Annotated in this window: 16 protein-coding genes and 5 pseudogenes; 9 read left to right on the top strand and 12 right to left on the bottom strand. The window is 59.3% G+C overall.

The genetic code is table 11. The features are described 5' to 3' along the window. The first annotated feature begins 3 nt into the window (after nt 1-3). Complete coding sequence (locus PYH37_RS10180) at nt 4-1,521, top strand: tripartite tricarboxylate transporter permease (protein ID WP_280731297.1); 1,518 nt, start codon at nt 4-6, stop codon at nt 1,519-1,521. Between the two features lie 148 nt (nt 1,522-1,669). Beyond that, nucleotides 1,670-1,834, top strand: coding sequence for a hypothetical protein (locus PYH37_RS10175; RefSeq protein ID WP_280731296.1), 165 nt, complete (start codon nt 1,670-1,672; stop codon nt 1,832-1,834). 82 nt (nt 1,835-1,916) lie between these two features. Here the strand turns inward: PYH37_RS10175 and PYH37_RS10170 are convergent, their stop codons facing one another. Together PYH37_RS10170 and PYH37_RS10165 are read right to left on the bottom strand one after the other, a co-directional pair. Next, the gene (locus tag PYH37_RS10170; protein ID WP_280731295.1) at nt 1,917-5,501 is read right to left on the bottom strand and encodes a FecR domain-containing protein; all 3,585 of its coding nucleotides are present in this window, start codon (nt 5,499-5,501) and stop codon (nt 1,917-1,919) included. Between the two features lie 670 nt (nt 5,502-6,171). Then, nucleotides 6,172-6,492 carry a DUF1476 domain-containing protein gene (locus PYH37_RS10165; RefSeq protein ID WP_280731294.1) on the bottom strand — a complete coding sequence of 107 codons (321 nt, stop codon included), beginning with the start codon at nt 6,490-6,492 and terminating at the stop codon, nt 6,172-6,174. Nucleotides 6,493-7,133: 641 nt separating this feature from the next. On the opposite strand from PYH37_RS10165, the gene PYH37_RS10160 reads away from it, so the two are divergent. Continuing rightward, the gene (locus PYH37_RS10160; RefSeq protein ID WP_280731293.1) at nt 7,134-7,418 is read left to right on the top strand and encodes a hypothetical protein; all 285 of its coding nucleotides are present in this window, start codon (nt 7,134-7,136) and stop codon (nt 7,416-7,418) included. Nucleotides 7,419-8,496: 1,078 nt separating this feature from the next. On the opposite strand, the gene PYH37_RS10155 is transcribed toward PYH37_RS10160, so the two are convergent. From PYH37_RS10155 to PYH37_RS10145, 3 genes are read right to left on the bottom strand one after another with little or no spacing between them, the layout of a single operon-like run. Beyond that, nucleotides 8,497-8,757 (bottom strand): hypothetical protein, encoded by a 261-nt coding sequence (locus PYH37_RS10155; protein WP_280731292.1) that lies wholly within the window; start codon nt 8,755-8,757, stop codon nt 8,497-8,499. Nucleotides 8,758-8,805: 48 nt separating this feature from the next. Next, on the bottom strand, nt 8,806-9,024 hold the full coding sequence (locus PYH37_RS10150; protein ID WP_280731291.1) for a hypothetical protein: 219 nt from the start codon (nt 9,022-9,024) through the stop codon (nt 8,806-8,808). Nucleotides 9,025-9,042: 18 nt separating this feature from the next. Continuing rightward, nucleotides 9,043-9,324, bottom strand: coding sequence for a hypothetical protein (locus tag PYH37_RS10145; protein ID WP_280731290.1), 282 nt, complete (start codon nt 9,322-9,324; stop codon nt 9,043-9,045). A gap of 518 nt (nt 9,325-9,842) precedes the next feature. Between PYH37_RS10145 and PYH37_RS10140 the strand changes: the two genes are divergently transcribed. The 3 genes from PYH37_RS10140 to PYH37_RS10130 all read left to right on the top strand — a co-directional run bounded on the left by PYH37_RS10140 (nt 9,843) and on the right by PYH37_RS10130 (nt 12,307). Beyond that, a complete protein-coding gene (locus tag PYH37_RS10140; RefSeq protein ID WP_280731289.1) occupies nt 9,843-10,184 on the top strand; it encodes a hypothetical protein in 342 nt (113 codons plus the stop codon). A gap of 57 nt (nt 10,185-10,241) precedes the next feature. After that, nucleotides 10,242-10,364 (top strand): hypothetical protein, encoded by a 123-nt coding sequence (locus tag PYH37_RS10135; protein ID WP_280731288.1) that lies wholly within the window; start codon nt 10,242-10,244, stop codon nt 10,362-10,364. 164 nt (nt 10,365-10,528) lie between these two features. Then, nucleotides 10,529-12,307: an SLC13 family permease gene (locus PYH37_RS10130; protein WP_280731287.1), complete on the top strand. Its 1,779-nt coding sequence runs from the start codon at nt 10,529-10,531 to the stop codon at nt 12,305-12,307. A 170-nt stretch (nt 12,308-12,477) separates the two neighbouring features. On the opposite strand, the gene nhaA is transcribed toward PYH37_RS10130, so the two are convergent. The 3 genes and pseudogenes from nhaA to PYH37_RS10115 form a co-directional block, all read right to left on the bottom strand. Beyond that, the gene (nhaA, locus tag PYH37_RS10125; RefSeq protein ID WP_280731286.1) at nt 12,478-13,794 is read right to left on the bottom strand and encodes a Na+/H+ antiporter NhaA; all 1,317 of its coding nucleotides are present in this window, start codon (nt 13,792-13,794) and stop codon (nt 12,478-12,480) included. 46 nt (nt 13,795-13,840) lie between these two features. Next, a pseudogene (locus tag PYH37_RS10120) lies at nt 13,841-14,625 on the bottom strand (transglutaminase-like domain-containing protein). 11 nt (nt 14,626-14,636) lie between these two features. Beyond that, nucleotides 14,637-14,908, bottom strand: a pseudogene (locus PYH37_RS10115) (DUF1488 family protein). Nucleotides 14,909-15,227: 319 nt separating this feature from the next. Here PYH37_RS10115 and PYH37_RS32220 point away from each other — a divergent pair. Beyond that, the gene (locus PYH37_RS32220; protein ID WP_342394625.1) at nt 15,228-15,398 is read left to right on the top strand and encodes a hypothetical protein; all 171 of its coding nucleotides are present in this window, start codon (nt 15,228-15,230) and stop codon (nt 15,396-15,398) included. Between the two features lie 54 nt (nt 15,399-15,452). Here PYH37_RS32220 and PYH37_RS10105 read toward each other — a convergent pair whose 3' ends face one another. From PYH37_RS10105 to PYH37_RS32405, 4 genes and pseudogenes are all read right to left on the bottom strand, one after another. Beyond that, nucleotides 15,453-15,803: a hypothetical protein gene (locus tag PYH37_RS10105; RefSeq protein ID WP_280731285.1), complete on the bottom strand. Its 351-nt coding sequence runs from the start codon at nt 15,801-15,803 to the stop codon at nt 15,453-15,455. Nucleotides 15,804-16,235: 432 nt separating this feature from the next. Beyond that, nucleotides 16,236-17,870 carry a chaperonin GroEL gene (gene groL, locus PYH37_RS10100; RefSeq protein WP_280731284.1) on the bottom strand — a complete coding sequence of 545 codons (1,635 nt, stop codon included), beginning with the start codon at nt 17,868-17,870 and terminating at the stop codon, nt 16,236-16,238. Nucleotides 17,871-17,918: 48 nt separating this feature from the next. After that, nucleotides 17,919-18,230, bottom strand: a pseudogene (locus PYH37_RS10095) (co-chaperone GroES). A gap of 1,570 nt (nt 18,231-19,800) precedes the next feature. Continuing rightward, a pseudogene (locus tag PYH37_RS32405) lies at nt 19,801-19,911 on the bottom strand (phage holin family protein); the annotation flags it as partial. Nucleotides 19,912-20,359: 448 nt separating this feature from the next. Between PYH37_RS32405 and PYH37_RS10090 the strand changes: the two are divergent. Next, nucleotides 20,360-21,359: pseudogene (locus PYH37_RS10090) on the top strand (sensor histidine kinase). A gap of 16 nt (nt 21,360-21,375) precedes the next feature. Then, on the top strand, nt 21,376-21,732 hold the full coding sequence (locus PYH37_RS10085; protein WP_280731283.1) for a response regulator: 357 nt from the start codon (nt 21,376-21,378) through the stop codon (nt 21,730-21,732). Nucleotides 21,733-21,978 lie beyond the last annotated feature (246 nt).

Below are 21,978 nucleotides of genomic sequence, written 5' to 3'. Positions count from 1 at the left end.
ACCATGGCTACTTTCGATTTCCTGTTGCAGGGACTGCTGGTCGCTGCCCAGCCGATGAACCTCCTCTACGCCCTGATCGGCGTGACGCTCGGCACCGCAGTCGGCGTCCTGCCCGGCATCGGCCCGGCTCTGACGGTCGCGCTCCTCTTACCCGTGACCTACAAGCTCGATCCGGGCGGTTCGCTCATCATGTTCGCCGGCATCTATTATGGCGGCATGTATGGCGGCTCGACGACGTCGATCCTGCTCAACACTCCGGGTGAAAGCTCCTCGATCGTCACCGCGCTCGAAGGCAACAAGATGGCGCGCGCCGGACGTGGCGGCCCGGCCTTGGCGACAGCCGCGATCGGCTCCTTCGTCGCCGGCCTCATCGCAACCTTGGCGCTCGCCTTCATTGCCCCCTACATCGTCAGACTCGCGCTCGTCTTCGGGCCACGCGAATATTTCGCACTGATGGTGCTTGCCTTCGTCACGGTCTCCTCAGCCTTCGGGGATTCGACACTTCGCGGCCTCACCTCGCTTTTTATCGGTCTTACGCTGGCCGTCATCGGCATCGATCAACTGACCGGCCAGGCGCGTTTGTCTTTCGGCGTCCCTGATCTGCTCGACGGCATCGAAGTGACGACGCTCGCGGTTGCGATGTTTGCCATCGGCGAAACGCTCTTCATCGCCGCCCAGGGCGACAAGGGGCCGGACAAGGTGGAGGCCGTCCGCGGTTCGGTCTGGATGAGCGGCATCGACTGGGCGCGCTCCTGGAAGCCCTGGCTGCGCGGCACATTCATCGGTTTTCCGATCGGCGCGATGCCCGCCGGCGGCGCCGAGATCGGCACCTTCCTCTCCTATGCTACCGAGAAGCGTCTGACGAAGCATCCGGAGGAATTCGGCAATGGCGCCATCGAAGGCGTCGCCGGTCCGGAAGCCGCGAACAACGCGTCCGCCGCCGGTACGCTGGTGCCGCTGCTGACGCTCGGCCTGCCGACGACGGCGACGGCTGCGATCATGCTGGCTGGCTTCCAGCAATATGGTCTGCAGCCGGGCCCGCTGCTTTTTGCCACGAACCCGCAGCTCGTCTGGGGGCTGATCGCCAGCCTGCTGATTGCCAACTTCATGCTGCTCGTCCTGAACCTGCCGCTGATCGGGCTCTGGGTGAAGCTTCTGACGATCCCGAAGCCATGGCTCTATGCCGGCATTCTCCTGTTTGCGACGCTCGGCACCATCGGCGCCAACCCGTCGGTATTCGAGCTCGGCATGTTGCTTGCTTTCGGATTTCTCGGCTATGTCATGCGTGTCTTCGGCTACCCGATCGCGCCGGTCGTTGTCGGCCTGATCCTTGGGCCGCTTGCCGAACAGCAGCTGCGCCGTGCGCTTTCGATCAGCCAGGGTGATATCACCGTGCTCTTCACCTCGCCGATCGCCGCCGTGCTTCTGGTGATTGCCGCCCTGGCTTTGGTCGTGCCGCTGATCCTCAGGGCGCGCGGGCGCGGCCAGGTGCTTGCGCAACTCGCCGCCAGCGAAGACTGAGCGATCTTCAAGTCTCTATCTCAGGCCCGGTTGGTTATCCCGCCGGGCCTGCTTTCATTGCATGGCTGGGCTGAGGTTTTGTGCGTTGCAAAACGACCTCGGCAGGACCATCTTTTGCTCATCGAATAGAAACGAAAGTGAGCAAGAGATGACCAGCAAGAACCGCATGGGCTTCATTGGCCGCGCCTTCGCAGTCCTGGGCGCCGCGACCGCCGCAGCCGCCGCAGTCGAAGGCCACCGCCGCCCGAACGCACGCGACCTCCACACCCTCGGCATCGACCCGGCAAACTTCCCGGACGCTCGCCGCGGCTGACGGCCTCGGTTATTCGTAAGATTTTGAGCCGGGACCGCCGGCCTCAAATGCGCGAACTCCGATAACAGCCAATTTGAGGTTGTTAAAACTTCGCCCTGACCGTGCCCAAGACGGCGCGGCCCGGACCTGGGATGCCAAAGGCCAGTTCGAAATCATTGTCGAACGCGTTCAGCAATTGCAGGCTGAGCTCCAAATGGCCACTTGGCGACTCCCAACTGATGGCGGCATCGGTGGTCGTGTATGACGACAACTCGATGCCGAACTGTGCGCCGACGCGTTCTCCGATGAATGTCTGCGCTACGGTTGCCTTCACCCGCGAGGGATGCACGAACGTCAGCCCGACCTGGGCAAGATAGTCCGGCACCAGCGGGACACCGAAATCTCCGTTGCTGCCGAAGCTGAGATCCTCGCTGTGGTTCCATGTGAATGAGCCGAAGGCACCAAGACCCTCGCCGATCCAGTAATTGCCGCTGACGTTGACCCGATCGATCTCGCCGGTGGTCGTATCGAAGCTTCCAAGCAGGTCTGGGATATCGAGCGAAAGACCGTCAAACCGCTGATGCTGGTACTCTACGGAAGTGAAAAACCGCTCCGACCATTCGGCCTCCCATCGAAACGCAGCAGTTTTTGAGTTCCCGCCGATGAACAACGGCAGCTCGAGCGGCGTCAAGCCGACGGTGGATACTGGCGCCAGCGTGTAGTTCGAGGAAAACTGTGTGTCCTCACGGTAGAGGGCGCGCAGCCAATGATTGTCCACCGGCGACCAGGCAATGCCGATGCGCGGGTCGACGCATGGACAATCGTCGGTGTCCAGCCAGTTCACAAAAACGCCACCCTGGAGCTGGAGATCCTCCGAAATGTCCCAGGTGGCGTCGGCATAGGCGCGCGTTGCATTGCCTTTGGCGGAAAATCGATCAACGCGAAAGACGCCTCCCGTCAACAGATCCGTATAAATCGCGGAGTCGCGCGTATGGAAGCGGCCGGTTTCGGCACCGTACCGCAGCGTGACGGGCCCGACTCCGTATAGATGGCTGACGCCGATCGTTGCGGTTTCCTCTTCCGTTTCTTGCTCGACCCGGTATGGGCCGAATTCGTCGAACAAATCGATACTCTGGTCCACGTCGGAGTCGCCGATGACGCCGAACGCCTGCAGAAGATTGCGGTCGCCAAACGTATGGCTCCAGCCGACCCCAAGGTTGGCGAATCGAGTTTCTCTCGTGTCGAACGGGTGCGGGGACCACGTCTGGCCGGGAAACCCTGCGTCGAGCTCGACCATGTCGCCAAACAGGTAGACATTGTCCTCGATGGTCGGATGTATGCCGACAGCAAAATTTGCGCCGGTGATGTCATCGCGATCGTTCGTGCGCGGGCTCTCGGGTCGCAGCGCTTCCGCCTGCAGATAGTAGCTTATAGGCAGCGGCGCGTAGCTCGTGCCCTGCACGAGGATATCGCTCTTCCACCCGAGCTCGCCATCCTGCCAGATGGGGCCGCCACCAATAGCCGCTTCGAAAAACTTGGTCCGCTCGAGCGGGTTTCGAATTGTCGGAGACGCGACGGCGAGCGGGTCAAGCAGAAGGGCCTGCAAGTTTGAAGAAGCCGTCGAACTGCCCGCCTGCGTGCGTTCGCTAGGTGAAACCAAGGGCGAGAAACCCACAAACGGACTGACTCGCCCGCCGGCAGCTTCATCCAGATAGGTGGTCGATCTGAAGGGATCATAGGAACGGTCCGAGTAATACTGGCTCCATTCGTTCAGTCCGATATTGTCGAGGGCGATGCCGACAAAGGAGGACACCTGCCGATTTGCGTCATATCCGGAATAGTAGCCACCACGGGCCTGCCGGCGGCGCAGCGCTTCGCGAGCCTCAATGATCGCCTCGTCAGCGCGATATTGGTCGACGGCAATACCGGAGCGGATTAACGGAATGGATGGATTATCCGGATCCAACCTGTCGGCGTTGTCGAGCGCCTGGGCCGCCTCCTCCTCGGCCCCAAGTTGATAACTGCCGATCGCGAGGCCGATAAGACTGTCGCCATAGGTCGGGTTGGCGGCAGAGGCCTCGAGAAGGGTCTTCTCGCCTTCCTCGGTTTTGCCGATTCTCAGAAGATAGCGGCCTTTGGCCGCGAGAACCGCATAAGAATGAGGATCCAGCGCCTCGGCCTTATCGATTTCTGATTTGGCCGCAGCCATCTGATCGTTGTCCATCAGGAAGCGCGCATAATTTGCGTGCAAGACGGCATTTTCCGGGTTCAACTCAGTGGCTCGGCGATGGGCGGCATCAGCCTCGACGATCGCATTGCGGTCGCTCTGAACGATGCCGAGCTCGTTCCACACCGCATCGTCGCCGGGGGCGATCTTCGCCGCACGTTTCAGGTCGCCGAGCGCGCCGTCGAGATCGCTGGAAACAGTCGCGCGGAAGCGCGCACTGACGAGGAGATAAGCCGGCTCTTCCGGATCGATCGCGCTGGCGCGGGCAAGCGCTTCTTTCACCTCGTCGCGACGGTCGAGCTGATAGGCGAGATCGGCACGCATCGCCGGCAGGCGTGCATCGTCGGGAAAGCGGCGTTCGGCCGCCCTCAATATCTCGATCGCTTCGGCAGGCCCGAGCACGTGGGAGGCGGTTGCAGCCTTCATCATCGCTGCGGTCGGATCGTCGGCATAGGCGCCCTCTGCCGGTCGCGGGATCTCCTGATCAGGATTGGCCAAGGAATCGGCGAACCAGCGGCCATAGAGCGCTGAAGCCTTTCGATTTTGCGGCAGTGCCGGCAGAGCGGCGGCAAAGAGGCGGCTCGCGTCGGCATAGCGCAACTCCAAACCCGCAATCATCGCTTCAACGAGCTTCGCCCGCGCCTCCAGGCCGGCGGCTAAGGGGCGGTGAAGATGTGCAAGCGCGTCCTTGGCAGCCGCGCGCCCATCACTTGAAAGCGCGGCTTCGGCAAGCGCCAGCCAGTCCTGGCTGCTTCGCCGAGCCGGTGGTATCGCCAGAATGCGACCCCGCTCATCACGTGTCTCGCGCCCGCCCATGCCGCTTGTCGGTAAGCTCACGAAGACATTGCGCAACTCGGAATAAAGCAGGACCTGTTCGCGCTCCTTGAGGTCAACGAGGATGTATTTGCGCGGCGCCTGTCCAATTGCCGCAAAGGCGCCCTCCCCCTGATTGACCGTCACCGCCCCTTGCGCATTCTTGAGCTCCACGCTGCCTTCAAGCACCGAGAGCGTCGTGTCTCCGTTTCCGCTCACGCGCAGCGTCCAGTCGGTACCGCGAATAGCAGCGGTCGCCGACGGTGTATCGACGGTCAGACCACTGCCGCCGCGCTTCGCCCGGGCCCAAATGACACCGGATTGCAGCTCGAGCTCGCTGTCGGAACCCTGGCCGATCTTCTTGACGAGGAGGGTTGTGTTGCGCCCCATACGCATCTGCGTGTCGTCGGAAAAGAGCAGCGCAAGGCTGCCGGAGGCGTTCGTACGCAGAGTATCGCCGGCGAGCAGATCCTGTCTGACCTCGACGCTGCGCCAATCTTCTATTTCGATGAAGCGAATTTCCTCGCCGAATTTGCGAGAAATCACCGAGCCTTCGGGTTGTGCCGCGCGCGGCAAAACCTCGGCTGCAGATGGCAACACGTTCCCCAGTGCCGCTAACGCGGCAACGCCCCACTTTAGCTTGCGCATATGACTTTTCTGCTAAATCCCCGCCACTATATGCGGGCGAAAGACATTCAAAGTCAACTTCCGCTAAGGATGCACAGCGGCGGCAATATACGCCGCGGAACCCAGCGGCTTTCTTTAATCCGAGCTGGCTTAAATATTACGCGATTTAACTATATTTCCGGCACCGACGGACGGTGGCGTTCGATCACCATGGACTAAAATCAGGCCCATAAATATGAAAACAATACTTCACCGTTACGCGGCCCCTTTTTTAACCGGCCTCTTTGTCGTTTCGCTTGTCTCCGGCATTGCGCTCTTCTTTCATGTGGCGTGCGAAGCAACCGATCTAGTGGTGAAGATCTGACGCTTAGTACACGCCACAGACTCCCGCTTTGGGTGGAACTTTGCCGTACGAGCCCGGTAACTGAATGGGTAACCAGCGTCAAATTCCGGACATTCCTGGCGCCGCTTCAAAGCTGACATCCACTGTACAGAGGAGTCGACCCCCTCGACGATCTTTATGGCGATCCCACCGAAGGTCCGGAATTGCCGGGATTGGTGATACGCTTGCAACGCCCGCTCGCGAGCGTCCTCTCCACGGCCCACGGTTATTAGAAGCACCAAGCCGGCGGATTGGACGTCCCAGTCCGAGATCGCAGTCGGTGGTTTTTCTGTCAGAACTCAGTGGTAGTCAGGTGTCCCTGATCTGGTCGACAGCGGTCGCCAGCAATTCATCCATGACGACGCGAATCTGTTGATCGGACTGGGCGACACCAGCCGCGTCGAAATCGGCGCGCACCTTGCGGAAAACATCGATGTCCCCTGCTTCTTCGAAGTCCGCGCGGACCACCTCCTTCGCATAGGCGTCGGCGTCCGCGCCGGTTTTACCGAGCTTTTCAGCGGCCCACAGGCCAAGCAGCTTGTTGCGCCGTGCCATCGCCTTGAACTTCAACTCCTCGTCCATCGCGAACTTCTTTTCGAAGCCTTCCTGACGGTCCCTTATGCTGTTCATCGCTTAGCCTTCGTTCAGGTTGTGAGTTTCGACCTTCATCCGACATCCAGAAGATGACCGGCTAATCGCGGCCGAGAGTGGCGCGAATGGACGCCGTTGGCAAGATCAGACCATTCACGCAGATGATCGGCAAGGACTACAGACTCAAGCTGGAACGGTGCGGTTCTTGTTCTGAGCCGGAAAGGTGGGCGATGGCGGGCAATCCGGACCTTACGACGGGCCGTCGGAACGCCCACTTCGGGGTCGAGCCCAACTATGAAGGGGTCAGTTCCTCAATTCGGCGAAAGGGTCAATTCTTCGATACGCTTGACAGGTCTCAAGCGAACAGGAGGAAGAGGATGCGTTTTTGGGGCGTGGAGCGCCCCAAAATCCTTTGTTAGTTGTACTACAAGCAGATCCTTAAGGCTTTGCGGCGGACCGCCGTTTCGGCCCTGCACTCACCTTCCAGAACTGGCTTGTGACCGCTAGGCCGCGTTTTCCGCCGTCTATTGCGGGGAACTTAGCGCTCTGAGACGGACTGAATGAAACCCCAGGGGTTGCTAGTCTCGTAATAAAGGCGCAGTGTCCAACCTTCAGCAGCAAATGTCACGGGCGCTACTGCTTGAGGGCTGGATACCCTGGCCCCAATCAAGGAGGGCGCCATGTCATCCGCCCTACACAATATATCGCCTTCCGATAGGGAATTGCTCCGGTCAGTCTTAGACGAAGCTGGCTTCGGGGATGTCGATGATCCGATATTCTTTGAGACGGCCACATTGCTGGTAACTAAGCTGTTCCTTGCAGGTGTTGACTCCCGGCCGGAACTAGTGGCGAAGCTCGAATACCAATTGGGCAAGGCCGGCAAGCACAGGCAACCTCCCGGATCGCGGTTGGGGCGCTACGCTATCCAAGGGCTTCCACTCGAGCTGCAACGCTTCACGAGGTGAGCGACGCTCCTCGCGCTCTTGTCATCCTGGCCTCTTTCCAGAAGACGCTTATGCCTGACCCGAAAATGGCGGAGATCTGGAAAATCGGCAAGCCGAAATTTCTCGCTCCCGTTGGTCAACAACCTTTCGCGTCACCCCGGCATCGACCAGCACCTTCAATCACGGGACTATGCCTCAAGATAACGGCCCAAGGGCTCGTTCGGAGATAAAGACATGCCCCAACCGTATTGCCCGCTATTGGCTCTGCAGACGAGCGTCCTTCTATCCGCGAGTCTGTTATTCAGCCCGAGCGCATTTGGGCAAGCGACACCGCCGGTGCCCGCTAATGCCGAAGCAAGCCGCTACGGATCAGGCTGGGAGTGCAATCGTGGGTTCCGAAGGCAGGGCGCTTCCTGCCTCGCGGTGGTGGCTCCCGACCACGCGTTCCTGACGAATGAATCCTATGGCAAGGGCTGGGAATGCCACTACGGATTCGCTGAAAAGGCCAACCGGTGCCTTGCCGTTCAGGTCCCTGCCTATGCCTATCTTGATCCTTACTATGGCGATCGCTGGCAATGCATGCGCGGGCATCGCCGAAACGACACTGGATGTGAGCATATCAGGTGCCCGACAATGCGTTTTTGACGGATTCGACTTTTAATGAGGGATGGGAATGTGAGCGCGGTTACCAGAATGTTGAACGCAAATGCGTCGCGTTGACCGTTCCTGAGCACGCTTTTCTGACGACCAGCGGGAACGAATGGAAGTGCGATCGCGGTTTTGAAAAGACGGACCAGGCCTGTGTTGCCGTACGGGTTCCGAAAAACGCAATCTTCGAGGATTCATCCTACGGTCAGAAATGGAAATGTGATCGTGGTTTTCAAACGAACGGAACGACGTGTTCAGAGATCAGGCTTCCTTTGAATGCGCATCTCGACCGTTCCGGTAACGCCTGGGAGTGCAACCGGCCGTATCGGCTCCGCAGCGGGCTCTGCAGCATGGAGTACCGATTTCCCGACATAATTGGGCTTCAGTCGACGGTAGGTTAGGGAGGCGCCGTCCGCGGCGCCTCCCGTCAAAAAGCACTACGGGCGCTTCTTCACAGGTGGAGGCGATCGCCGGCCAGCTTGGGAGTATTGAGAATGCGCAGTGCCCGCACTGCATTTTTGGGGCTGAGCCCTTCCATCTTCCAAGGGCCTATCTCTGCAGTCTCTCCCGTGATGAGCTGATAGATCGTATAGGTTCCGTCTCCGTCGAAACGGCGGCCATACTGATCGCGCTGTCCGGATCTGTTCGGCGCGCCCCCTTCGGATTCCCATGCGCTGATCGCGAATGCGTGCTCTTCGTGTTTGCTTTTCATCTGCAGCCCTCCTTGCGGCGGTCGCCTGCGCCACGACTAGTACGGTTCTCAGTTATTGGGCGTCAGGCCCCGTTCAATCGGCTCCAGATTATCTTCGTTGCTCACGCGCTCCTGGCCGAGTTCATCATTGCGCATGCGATACTGGGGCGAGTCGTCCCTTAAAGGGAGCTTGGCTGTGATCTGATAGGTTTCGGCCGCGCGCGGTGAAATATTTGCGCGATCTTTAAGGCGCACTGATAGACCGATCGGGAATCGATGAAGGCGCATTGAATGTTGCCTTTACGGTTAGGGTGACGGGGAGATTGTGTCTTCGTGGCGATCGACTGCAATGAGGCGTTCAAGTTCCTCGGGATCGATCACTACAAGACGCATTCGGTAATTGTTCTCGGCCGTGGCAGGTAGCTTGATAAAGGTCGCCACACGGCGATAGGCGAGCCAGGAGATGCCCTCGATCAATTCCTCGTCTTCATCGACCTGGTAGTCGCCAGGAGCCACCATCTCACCGAGGTCAGGCATCCAGAATGGTAGATCGAAATGGACTGTTCGATGTGTCGTCCGGGCAAACATGCTGCCCTCCTTTTCTGTGGCGCGTTGGGCGCAAGATTCAGCCAGGATGGGGCCGCTTGGCGCCAATTGCAGCGCGGACGGCTATTGTCGCTACAGCCCCATTGGACCAGGCCCGCAACGGCGGCCCCGCACTTGGATGTGCGGAATCGAGATTGGTGAGTTTGGTCTACTGCTTCTGATGAAGCAAAAAGCCAAGCGGGCCTCAAAAACGATCATAACTCTGTGCGCCTTGAATGCGACTTTACTGTGATTTATTGAGTAAAAATCTGGCTTCTCAGAAAACAAAGTGCGGGCTCTATAAATATAGGAGCGCCACTAAATTGAGATTTTTTCATTGAAGCCCAAGATTCTATGCGCTCAGCAGTTGAAAAAGGTTTTTTTGATTAAGAATTTGAAATAGTTATTTACATTAATTCTTTTGGAGCGCACTGTAAAAAATCTGGATTGCCATTGGCTCCTGGTCCGAGCGCGGGCCCGCAACGATCCCGATAATCTACCTGATTAGAGGGAATGAAATCATGACACTCGATCAAATTCTTGAACGGACAAAGCCCTACGCGATTGGTTTAGTCGTTGGGTTTATCGCCGCGCCGACCATCGGTTTCAATGCTGGATGGATTACCACCACCACTGCCAGCACCCTGGCGGCAGAGACGGCCAGAGTGGATGCGCTTGCGGGCATCTGTTCAAGTGCGGCAGGGCGAATGGCAACTGCCAGCAGCACCGACCTCGCAGCACTTAAGGGCTACGACAATCGTGCGAAGCGCGACGAACTGGTAGCAACCATCATGACCGATATCCAGGTTCCAGCGGATGTCCTCGGGCAGGTCAGCACGAGCTGCAGTCGCTCACTATCCTGAAGCGCAGCGTGCGCCGCGCAGTGGGCATCTCGACCAAACGAAACTTAGGAATTCGCTATGAAAAATCTCATTCCCGCCCGCCTCTATACCTACGATTTCACGCGCCTGTTCGTATCGCTTGCCTTCACTCTGGCGATTGCCGTGATTGTCTATTCGGTCCTGTTCGGAAGCATCCTGTAGTCGTCTGACCATGCGCGCATCCGCTCTACGAAGCTGGAAAGCATCCTGGACGGACGTTCGGGGTGCCGCGCCGTTGAATGAACCTGGTAAGTTATCCCGACATTAGCTCTTACAGGCGAGTAAAATGGACCTGGCATCGGGAAGAGTTGGTCGGGACTTTATCCATGACACAAGCTCAGGTTTTCGCCTTCGCCATTCTGATCGGCCTGATGGTCGCTTTCATATGGGGACGGCTCCGCTACGACCTCATTGCAGTTCTCGCGTTGCTTGCCGCAGTTTTCACCGGCATCGTGCCGCACCAGGCAGCGTTCTCCGGCTTCGGAGACGACATTGTCATCATTGTAGCCAGCGCGCTTGTCGTAAGCGCCGCGATTGAGCGCAGTGGTGTCATAGAGGTATTCCTCCATCGCGTGGCGCCCAGCGTGACCTCCGTGCAGGGTCAGGTTGTTATTCTCGTGACGACCGTCTCGGTTCTCTCCGTCTTCATCAAGAACATCGGCGCGCTGGCGATGATGATCCCAGTCGCGTTCCAGATGGCACGCCGGTCGAAAGCTTCCCCTTCGGCCTTTCTCATGCCGATGGCTTTCGGTTCCTTGCTTGGCGGGCTCACTACCCTCGTTGGGACATCACCGAATATTGTCGTGTCCCGAATGCGCGAGGAACTGACGGGCCGCCCTTTCAACATGTTCGATTTCACCCCTGTCGGCATAGGTCTCGCCGCAGCGGGAGTAGTCTTTCTGGCGTTTGGCTATCGGCTGCTTCCGGGGGAACGTGAGGCAGTCCCGACAATGGAGAAGGCGCTGAACATCAAGGACTACATGACAGAGGCTCGCATCACTGCGAAGTCGACGGTTCTCGGCAAGTCGATCAGTCATTTGTCGACCTTGTTGGACGAGGAGGTCCTTGTCACCGGCCTTGTTCGCAACCGGGTCGAGCGCCTGATTCCACTGCCGGACGTCGTCCTTCGTCAGGGCGATATCGTTCTGTTGGAAGGAGACCCTCAAGCGCTGGAGCGAGGCATCAGGCGCGCGCGTCTGGAACTGGAGGGGCACGACCGCCCCACGGAAGCAAAGGGAGTAGACGAGGAGATTGCCGGAATTGAGGTGGTGATCGGCCCGAAATCAGTCTTGATCGGGCAAACCGCCAAGCGCTTGGCGCTGCATGAACGCTTCAATATCAATCTGCTCGCAGTAAGCCGGAGCAGCAAGCGCTTCACCGAGCGTTTGCGCGACATCGCGTTAAGACCAGGCGACGTTCTCGTTTTGAAGGGCGATCTGGTTCTTCTTCCGACCAGGCTGATGGAACTCGGTCTTCTTCCCTTGGCCGGGCGTGAGATCCGCTTGGGGAATCCGCGAAAGGGCCTGGTTCCGGTGGTGGTCCTGGCTGGTGCCATGGTGCTAACGGCATTAGACCTGCTGCCCGTTGCCACGGCTTTCTTTACGGCTTCTGTCCTGACGGTACTGCTCGGTTCACTTTCGCTTCGGGAAGCTTACGAGGCTGTCGATTGGCCCATCCTGATCATGCTCGGCGCTCTCATTCCCGTCAGCGACTCGATCCGTACGACCGGTGGCGCCGACCTTATCGCCGGCGGCCTCGCTCAGTTTTCCAACACCTTGCCCCCCTACGGCGCCCTTGCAATGATCATGGTGGCAGCAATGGCGGCGACGCCGTTTCTGAACAATGCAGCCACCGTTCTCGTAGTTGCCCCGATCGCGGTAACCCTTGCTCAGCGCCTTGGCTACAATCCGGACGCCTTTCTGATGGCAGTCGCGGTGGGGGCGGCTTGCGATTTTCTCACCCCTGTTGGACACCAGTGCAACACTTTGGTGCTGGGTCCCGGCGGTTATCGCTTCGGCGACTATTGGAAGTTGGGGCTACCGCTCTCGTTCATTGTAGTCTTGCTGGGCGTGCCTCTGATCCTGTTGTTTTGGCCGCCCGTCTAGCGCGTAAGATGAGGGCAGGGCGTCGCCGATCCAGACCATAAAGCGCGGATCGGCATCCTGCTGGCGGTGTGCTGGTCCTCTCCTAACGGCGGTGCGAGGGGTCGGAGCGTAAGACGTGTCGCGCAAGGCGGCCCACTACGCTATGAACCGGCCGATGGAGCGAGCCGCGCTTATTGTCGTCTGCCAGGAGACGTCAGCCAGGTCAGCGCCAGGAAACCGAGGGTTGCTGAGATAACGGAAGCGCCGAGAACGCCGAGCTTGACGGAGTTCAGAAGCTCGGGCTCGAAAGCAAGCTCGGCAATGAACAGAGCCATGGTGAAGCCGATCCCGGTCAGCAGGCTTCCGGCCACCAGCAGGCTCCACGGTAGCTCGCTGGGACGAGTCCCGAAGCGCAGGTTCACGGCGAGGAAACTGAAGAGCACAATGCCAACGGGCTTGCCGACCACGAAGGCCGCGACAATTGCGATCGTGAGGGGAATGTCGAAGTTTGCGTCCGCTATCGGGACGCCCGCGTTAGAGAGGGCAAAAAGCGGCATGATCACGAATGCGACCCAGGGATGGAGAGTGATCTCGAGACGCTCGATCGGCGACAGTGCTTCGCGGGTCGCGACGCCTGCCCGATGGAGGTCGCTGCGTGCCGCCGTGTCGCGGCTCCCATGGTCGCCGCGCGGATGGGCGCTCACGCGGTCGAGGATCGCATGGAGGCGAGTGTCGCTTACCCAGCTGCGCGCCGGCGTCATTAATCCAAGAATCACTCCGGTGAGCGTCGCGTGAACGCCCGATGCGTCGAACGCCAGCCAAATGCCGCCACCTATCGCGAAATAGACGGGAATGCTGCGGATGCCCAGACGCGCGATTCCAGCTACGACGACAAGGCCGAGACCGGCGGTTCCGAGTGCAAGCCAATTCAAGGTTTCGCCATAGCCGATCGCCACGACCAGGATAGCGCCGACGTCGTCGAAGATCGCAAGAGAGAGCAGGAACAGCCGCAAGCTCCCTGGTATGCGCGAACCGAGCACGGCAAGGCACCCGATGACGAAGGCCGTATCGGTGGACATCACGGTGGTCCAGCCGCTCGCACCCGGCCCGCCGCCGACAAGCAGCGAAAACAGACCGGCCGGCACCGCCATCCCGCCGAAAGCAGCGGCGACAGGTAAAGCGGCCATACGCGGGTTGCGTAACTCCCCCAGCACCAGCTCGCGCTTCAGCTCAAGGGCGATGACGAAGAAAAAGAGCGTCATCAGACCGTCGTTTATCCAGTGCTTCAGCGAACGGGAGATCTCAATGTCGCCAACTCTGGCGCCCGCAGGCATCTCCCACAAGGCGAGAAACGACGACGACCACGCTGTGTTTGCGAGGCCCAGCGCCAAGAGTGTGCTGAGCAACAGGACAATGCCCGCCGTAGCCTCGATGCGGAGAAACCGCATGAACGGCTTGGTGAGCCGATCTGCGGGTTCCCTGGGCAACCGTGAGAGGCCGTCATTCATGCCGTGAACCCGCTCCTGCGTTTTGATCGGCAAATGTTCCCAGCGGCTATTGCAAGGCCGGCACCTCATAAGTCCACACCCGCAAGGACTTCAGGACGTGCGGCCCGAACGAGTTGATGAGGGGGACATCGGCCGCATCACGGCCGCGCGCAACCACGATCCTGCCGACACGCGGCGTATTGTTGCGCGGATCGAACGTGTGCCATCCATCATCCAGGAAGACCTCGATCCAGGCACTGAAATCCATCGGGTCGACTCGCCGATGTCGCCGAGATGACCGTTGATATAGCGTGCGGGAATGTTGAGACAGCGGCAAAGCGTGACCGCAAGATGCGCGAAGTCACGGCAGACACCAACGCGCTCATGAAAGACCTCGTAGGCCGTCCGTGTCGACCGGGCGTGCATGTAGTCGAAGCGGATATTCTCGTGGACGAAATCGCAGATCGCTTGCACACGACCCCAACCGGGCGTGACCGCGCCGAACATGTCCCAAGCGCTCTGGCTGAGACGGTCGGTCTCGCAATAGCGGCTGCCCATGAGGTAGGCGAGGCAATCGTCCGGCAACCCGGCACTGGGAGTTCCTGGGCGGCTGGCAGCACTTTGTCCGGTTTGCCGTCGTCCTCGATTGTGGCATCGCCCCATATCGTCAGGTCACCCGGCGGTGCGACAAGCCGCCGGCATCGGTTGCCGAAGAGATCGCGATAGGTCGGTGAATGTCGTTTCAGGAACCCGGATATCGGCCGCGCGATCCTCGTGGACCGACAGCAGGCATACCAACGCGGCCGGCTGCTGGAAGTTCAGCGTGATCTCATAGCCGTAGCGGATCAGCATCTGAATCCATCCTAGCGGAAATCGGCGGCGGTCAGTGTGTAGAAATCGCGGCGGCCACCGGAGCCTTGCGTGCGACATCGTAGATGGACAGGCGCAACGCGTCGAAAGCAGAAAGGAGCTTCGATTCCGAGATTTCCGACCTGTCCAATTCGGCATCCGCTATCACCAGCGCCTCGGCCTCGACGAAGAACCGCACCTCGAACATACCGTCATGGCCGATGAAACGGACGGCGTTTCGCTTTTCATCAAGGCTGCGGCTCGCATTCGGAAATAACAGCGTCATCCTCAGCGAGCCTCTGTTTCGCGGGACGCGGGCCGCGCTGGTACCGACAAGCTGATCCGCTTTATCCGCCGCTCTATATTGCGATGGTTGTCGTCGGCACGCGCCGGTTCGCCTACGGACACGTGGTAGATCCTCCAGGGGCGATCCGTTTCAATGTGGCGGCCGTATTGATGATCCATTAGCTCGGGTGCTGACGTCCCACCTTCATTTTCCCAGATGCTGATCGCAAGTGCATGTCTCCCGGCTTCAATTTCATTGCGGTGGGCGTTCATGGTGGTGGCCTTTCATCAAGATTTTCGATGGTGTCGAGCCTGCTTGAATGGATCGTGCTCCCATCACCGTCGGTGATGGTCATGGCGTCCGGACGCTGCGGCATTTCGAGCGTCCTCAAAAGCTCCAGCGCAATCTCTATGGCCTCGTCGAGATCGGCAGCTTCCGCGGTTTCGCGGCCGGCGATCGCATGTGCGTCGTCCGCATCCCGGATAGGTAGAACGCAATCACGATCTTCATCGCCATCCCTCCCTTGGACAGAAGGTCGTAACCGTCAGCTCTTGCCCTTGTCGAGCGAGGCGCTGCCGTTCGCAGCCGGCTTGATCTGGTTGCCGAACGTCTTTTCGATGAGAGTGGCGCCTTCATCGGCGGACGACATGCGCACCGGTTCGAGCCCGTCCTGCGTCGTCACCCGCTCATGATGTGCGTCGTCGTTTCGAATGCGGTATTGCGGCGAACCGCCGCTCGGCGGGAGCGTGCCGGTGATGTGATAGATGTCCGCCGGCAACGCCGATCCACGATATCCGCGCTTCAGCCGAACAGCTTGACCGACGGTAAAGAGATGTGGGGCGGCGTCGCGGCGGACCGGACGGCCATTGCGTTGCAGAATGTTTGTAGTGGTCATATTTGCTTGTAGTTCCTTTTTGGAGTGCGGCTTCGAGATCAGCCGGATTGGTCGGCATCATGTATTGCGTCGACCCTTGGATGCCCCGCGGGCATATGGATGAAGGCACCGAGACGTTGCCCGGCACATGGGAGGCGTCTGCGTAGTGCGACTGGTCGTGACGGCGCTCCGCGCAGAAGCACACGAGGCGGCCTCGCATCCTCTGCCCAACCGAACGATCCGTGATCAGCGCTCGAGTGTCCGTGCGAGGTTCGAACGAAGCGACACTGCGCGTCCGATCGGCTGCATCAAAGTTCGTGGTGAATGGCGGGTCCTCTGACGCCCCGAAGCCAAATTGGCTAGTGCAGCCAAATCAACGAGTTTCTTATATGTGGGCCTCAAATCGCTTTCAAACAAGGTCATCCGTGCAACAACGCCGTTCAGGCACTGTTCTCAGTATCCCATGCCGCCCATGCCGCCGTTACCGGCCGGCCGGGTGGGTTCTCTTGAGGGAATGTCGGCGATCATCGCTTCGGCAGTGATCAGAAGTGCCGCGATTGAGCCGGCGTCCTGCAATGCGGTCCGCACGACCTTCGCCGGGTCGACGATGCCGGTTTCGATCATATCGACATAGGTCTCCGTCTGCGCGTCAAAGCCCTGGTTGTAATCCCTGCTGTCGGTGAGTTTTCCCACGACGATCGAGCCTTCGACACCGGCGTTCTCGGCGATCTGCCGGATCGGGGTTTCAAGTGCCCTGAGCACGATCGAGATGCCCGCCGTGACGTCCGCATTCGCTCCGGTCAGTCCGACCAGGACCGACCGGGCGCGCAACAGGGCGACGCCACCGCCAGGAACAATGCCTTCCTCCGCCGCGGCGCGCGTGGCGTTCAGCGCATCGTCGATGCGGTCCTTCTTTTCCTTGACCTCGATTTCGGTGGCGCCGCCGACGCGGATTACCGCGACCCCGCCCGCGAGTTTCGCCAGCCGTTCCTGCAGTTTTTCCTTGTCATAGTCGGAGGTCGTTTCCTCGATCTGTGCCTTGATCTGCTGGATGCGCGCCTGGATGGTCGCTTTATCGCCGGAGCCGTCGATAATCGTGGTGGTGTCCTTCTCGATCAGCACGCGCTTGGCGTGGCCGAGCATGTCGAGCGTGACGTTCTCGAGCTTGATGCCGAGGTCCTCGGAGATCATCTGGCCGGCCGTGAGCACGGCAATGTCTTCCAGTATGGCCCTGCGGCGGTCGCCGAAGCCCGGCGCCTTGACGGCCGCGACCTTCAGGCCACCGCGCAACTTGTTTACGACCAGCGTCGCCAGAACCTCGCCCTCGACATCCTCGGAGAGGATCAGCAACGATTTGCCGCTCTGCACGACCGCCTCGAGTATCGGCAGCATCGCTTGCAAACTGCCAAGCTTCTTTTCGTGGATGAGGAGGTAGGGGTCCTCCAGCTCCACGCGCATCTTCTCGGCATTGGTGACGAAATAGGGCGAGAGATAGCCGCGGTCGAATTGCATGCCCTCGACAACGTCGAGTTCGGTCTCGGCAGTCTTGGCTTCCTCGACGGTGATGGCGCCTTCATTGCCGACCTTGTCCACCGCCTTGGCGATCATCTCGCCGACTGTCGCGTCGCCATTGGCGGCGATGGTGCCGACTTGGGCAATCTCGCCCGAGGACTTGACCTCCTTGGCGCGCGCCTGGATTTCCTTGACGACAGCAGCGACACCAAGGTCGATGCCACGCTTTAGATCCATGGGGTTCATGCCGGCGGCGACGAGCTTGGCGCCTTCGCGCAGGATGGAGGCAGCGAGCACCGTCGCCGTCGTGGTGCCGTCACCGGCGAGGTCGTTGGTCTTAGAGGCCACCTCGCGCACCATCTGCGCGCCCATGTTTTCGAACTTGTCGGCCAGCTCGATTTCCTTGGCAACGGCGACGCCGTCCTTGGTGATGCGCGGCGCGCCATAGGCCTTGTCGATGACGACATTGCGGCCCTTGGGACCCAGCGTCACCTTGACGGCGTTGTTGAGCAACTCGACACCGCGCAGCATGCGATCGCGCGCATCAGTGGAGAATTTGATTTCCTTGGCAGACATTATGTTCGTCCAGTTCGGTCTTGAGATTGCGGGGTCGGGAGTCGACCGTCAGACAGCTTTCTTGACCGCGACGGTCTTTTCGAGGATGCCCATGAGTTCGGCCTCCTTCATGATCAGAGATCCTCGCCGTCGACCTTGACATCGGTGCCGGACCATTGCCGAACAGGATCGTATCACCGGCCTCAACGTCGAACGGAATCAGCTTGCCGCCTTCATTACCCGTGCCCGGACAACGGCGATCACGTCGCCTTCCTGCGGCCTTTCCTTGGCAATGTCGGAATTGATGATCCCGTCCTTGGATTTGCGATCGCCTTCAGCGCGCCGGATGACTACGCGGTCATGAAGTGGACTGAATTTCATAGAGATTCTTTCTGCGGCCGGCGCATAGGGCGACTGCAATCCTTACATAGCACCTTTGGCACTCGATTGGTAGGAGTGCCAAGAAATATTATTTCTACATGTGCAAATGTTTTGAAAATATAAGTCAATAATTCTGACCAAGACCGTCATGAGTTCTAAGAGATATACGGATATTATATTGCACTCCATAATATGACTTCGTGGAAAAACCTTGACTGCGCCTTGATTAAACCCCAATCGAGGCGGAAGAAGTATAGTGCTATAGGCCTCCATAGCCGCGTACGAACGCTATTTTTAATGCGCGGGCGTGTCAGCCCTCTAAAAAGCTTAGTAAAACCTTAATCACCTGATACAGATTGAACATCGTTCTTAAGCTAGCTTGGCATTTCGCTTCGGCAGAAGCTCCACCCGCTAAACCCATTGATCATCGATCCCCTTCAGATCCCTCAAATGCGGAGCAATGCTTCTCGCCTGCAAGGAGAAAACGAAGGAACCGGGTAGCTGTTCGCGCTGCATTGGCGCCAATCGGTTGCCGGCCAGTTTTGGAATCCTACTAGCTACATTCGCCCAGGAAGGAGGCAGTATGTTTGCCCCGCGCGACGCACTTGCCCGCACATGAACGGATCAAGCCCTTTCGCCTTCATTCTTGGGGAGCGCGCAGCAGGATCGACGTCCCACTAATTCGTCGTAATAAAAAATAGGACTGGGAGTAATTATGAAATCATATGTCGGAAGCTTCGGATATCAGTTCAGGTTTATTGACTTCATGATCCGATCATCGCTTGCAATAGCGCTCGGACTGATAGTGTCCGCCACATTCTACGGCGTTTTCTGGTAAACAATTTGTCACAAAGAGAGCCCGCTGTTCATTGGCGGGCCCCGCTCTAAATCGATATTAAAATTTGAGACATTGGTAATATTAGCGAGTAACAATTGCCGAATATTCCGCGTCTGTCCAGTACTATTTGAGGGGTGTCTGAAACAATCCGTGTCTTTTCCTCATCCTACTGCATGTTTCCCTAATCGGGATCCGATTCAAGGACAAAAACATGCAGCACTTCAAGATGTTACAGCGACCTTTGTGCGTCTGAAAAGACGCACGGCGCTGTAGATAGCATCAGCAACCGCTTCACTGTGTCCGTTCCCACCCAGGGTCGCCGCCGACGATTGATCGCCCCGACGGCATTACCGCGAATAGCAGGGCCTCATCTAATGACTCGCGCCTCCCGCAGGCGTAAACTAGGTTCATCATCGGCTAGTGATACGGGCGCCGATGGCCGGAAGACAGTCGCGCTTTCGCCCCTGTGAGGGAGAGCGCGATGCTTGATCTGCAATTCCCAAACACTCGACCCCCCATTTATCCTGCTCAACTGGTGCAACTGCGGAGGGTCTTTGACGACGAACTTATGCGTAGGGGTTGGCCACGGCGAGGCGACCGCGCGGAGAACCTCGCAAGCCGGATCTTTTATCTTTACCAATCCGGGACTCGTTCCTCGCACGAGCTTCATGAGAGGCTTAGAGAGGACCAGTCGTGACATACGATGGGCGGCGCATCATGCCTCGTCCCGCATCAGCCTTCCCTCTCAACCTTCGCTCCGAACCACCGCATGAACAGCACCTCCGAGCCGCTCGGCCCGAGATAGGCAAACGCTGCGATCAAGCCGGTCGACAGAGGCTCATCCCCACCGTTGCCGAAATCCGCACCCTCATTGCTCGGCGTCGGCGAGACCCTGTCCCCACGGCACTACGCGCGATGGGATATCGGCGAAACCATGCTGCTCGAATGGGGGCCACGCGATGAATCCGACTCCACGGTCTACGCCGCGGTGGCCCGCTCCCGCGCGATCTTCTATACGCCCACGGTCGGGGTCACTCCGAGAGCTGCGCCAGCATCTACCACGCCTGACTTCCCGTACGGGCATTGAAGTGCATGTGCGGCCGGAAGGCGGCTCGGCGGGTAATGCCTTGACGGTCTCGGCGCCAGCCGCTGAGCGGCTGGTCGCTTAGATCGACTTCTGATGTATCCCCCGGCGGGCAGGCGAGACGCCATTCTGTCGCCTTTCATCGGGATACATGCCCATTGGGGCATGTAGTAATATTTTGAGAAAGTCGAACGTGCGGGAATGGTGATGAATCTGGAAGATCTCTACAGACTCTTGCGGAATGGCCATGTCGAAGCGCAAGGCATAATCGACACAGTCCCCGAGCCTTTGCTGGTGCTTGACCAGAACCTGTGCGTTCGGACCGCGAGCCGGGCCTTCTTTACAACCTTTGAAGTCGGTCGCGACGAGACAATCGGGCAGCACCTCTACGAGCTGGGCAACCGGCAGTGGGACATCCCCGAGCTTCGCCGCCTGCTCGAAGAGGTGATCCCGAAGAGCACGGCGGTGGTGGACTACGAGGTGGAGCACGACTTTCCAAGCATCGGTCGGCGAACGATGCTCGTCAGTGCGCACCGGCTGTTCCATCCCGACAACAATAGCCGGACCTTGCTGCTCTCGATCATGGATGCCACAAAGCGACGCCAGCGTGAGGCCGAGAAGGATGTGCTCTTGGGCGAACTCCGGCATCGAATGAAGAATCTGCTCGGCTTGGTTCAGGCAATGGCGCGTCAGACCGCGGCCGCGGGCCGCTCTGGCGAGGAATACCGCGACGCTTTCCTCGGTCGGTTCAATGCGCTCGTGCAGGCCCATGATGCGGCTTACGCACAAGAGGGCGAGGCTGACCTTCAGAAGGTGCTTGAGCGCACGCTTTGAGCCCTATTCAGAACATCCAACCGGGGTTCTCGTCGAACCGGGGCCGGCCGTACCGCTCGCGTCGAAGCAAATGATGTCGCTGAGCCTGATCCTGCACGAACTCGCGACCAATGCGATTAAATATGGCGCGCTGTCGATACCCGAGGGACAGGTTCGCGTCCGCTGGGATGTCGAGGAAGCGAGCGCTCCACATCTACCGCTGATCCGGCAAGAAGGCGGCGGCCCTCCGGTTGCTCCGCCGGCCTCTTCCGGGTTCGGGACGCAGCTCATCGAGTTCGCTGTCAGCCGCGAATTGGGCGGACGGGTGGAACTGAACTATGCACCGGCGGGTTTGGTGGTCGAGATCGTCGCCCCGTTAGGATCGGTCTCATGACATCGAGACTGGTCGCATGCGCAAGACCGTGCTTATCGTGGAGGACGAGTTCCTGATCGCGATTGATCTGAAGCTGCTGCTCGAGCGCCGCGGCTGGTGCGTGCTCGGACCCGCCGCAACGGTAGAGGAAGCCCTCGAACTGTTGGACGACGAATTGCCAGCCGTGGCAATTCTCGACGTAACCCTCAGGGACGGCTCGGTAACACGGCTGGCGAAGGCGCTGTGCGAGCGGAACGTACCCTTTGTCGTGGCAAGCGCTTATAGCAGACCGGAGCTTATCGGCGGAGAGATTCTGGCGGGCGCACCCCGTGTCGGCAAGCCGACCGAGGAGCGCCGCCTCCTCGCAGTTCTGAAGCAAACCGTGGGTCCGTGATTAGCACCTCGATCGAAACTTCTCCAGAGCACGCGGCTTTGCGGCATGGCAATAACGAGCTGTTGTGTTGAGGTCGTTGCAATGCGTCGGTCCGCAAGCGTCTAAGACCGAAGCACACTTCACTGACACCTGAGACCGAAGATCGGTAGTGTTCTGGTCGATCGGGTCAAAGCCTAAGGTCGTCTTGGTAGCAAAGTGGCGCCTCTCCTGCAAAGCGCGTGCCGACGAATCAAGGCAGGCGCTGCA

Origin of the sequence: Sinorhizobium numidicum (genome assembly GCF_029892045.1) — a bacterium.
In the GTDB taxonomy this organism is placed as follows: Bacteria; Pseudomonadota; Alphaproteobacteria; order Rhizobiales; family Rhizobiaceae; genus Sinorhizobium; species Sinorhizobium numidicum.
The sequence above is the reverse complement of the archived record's forward strand: the minus strand, read 5'-3'. Positions and strand labels throughout refer to the sequence as shown.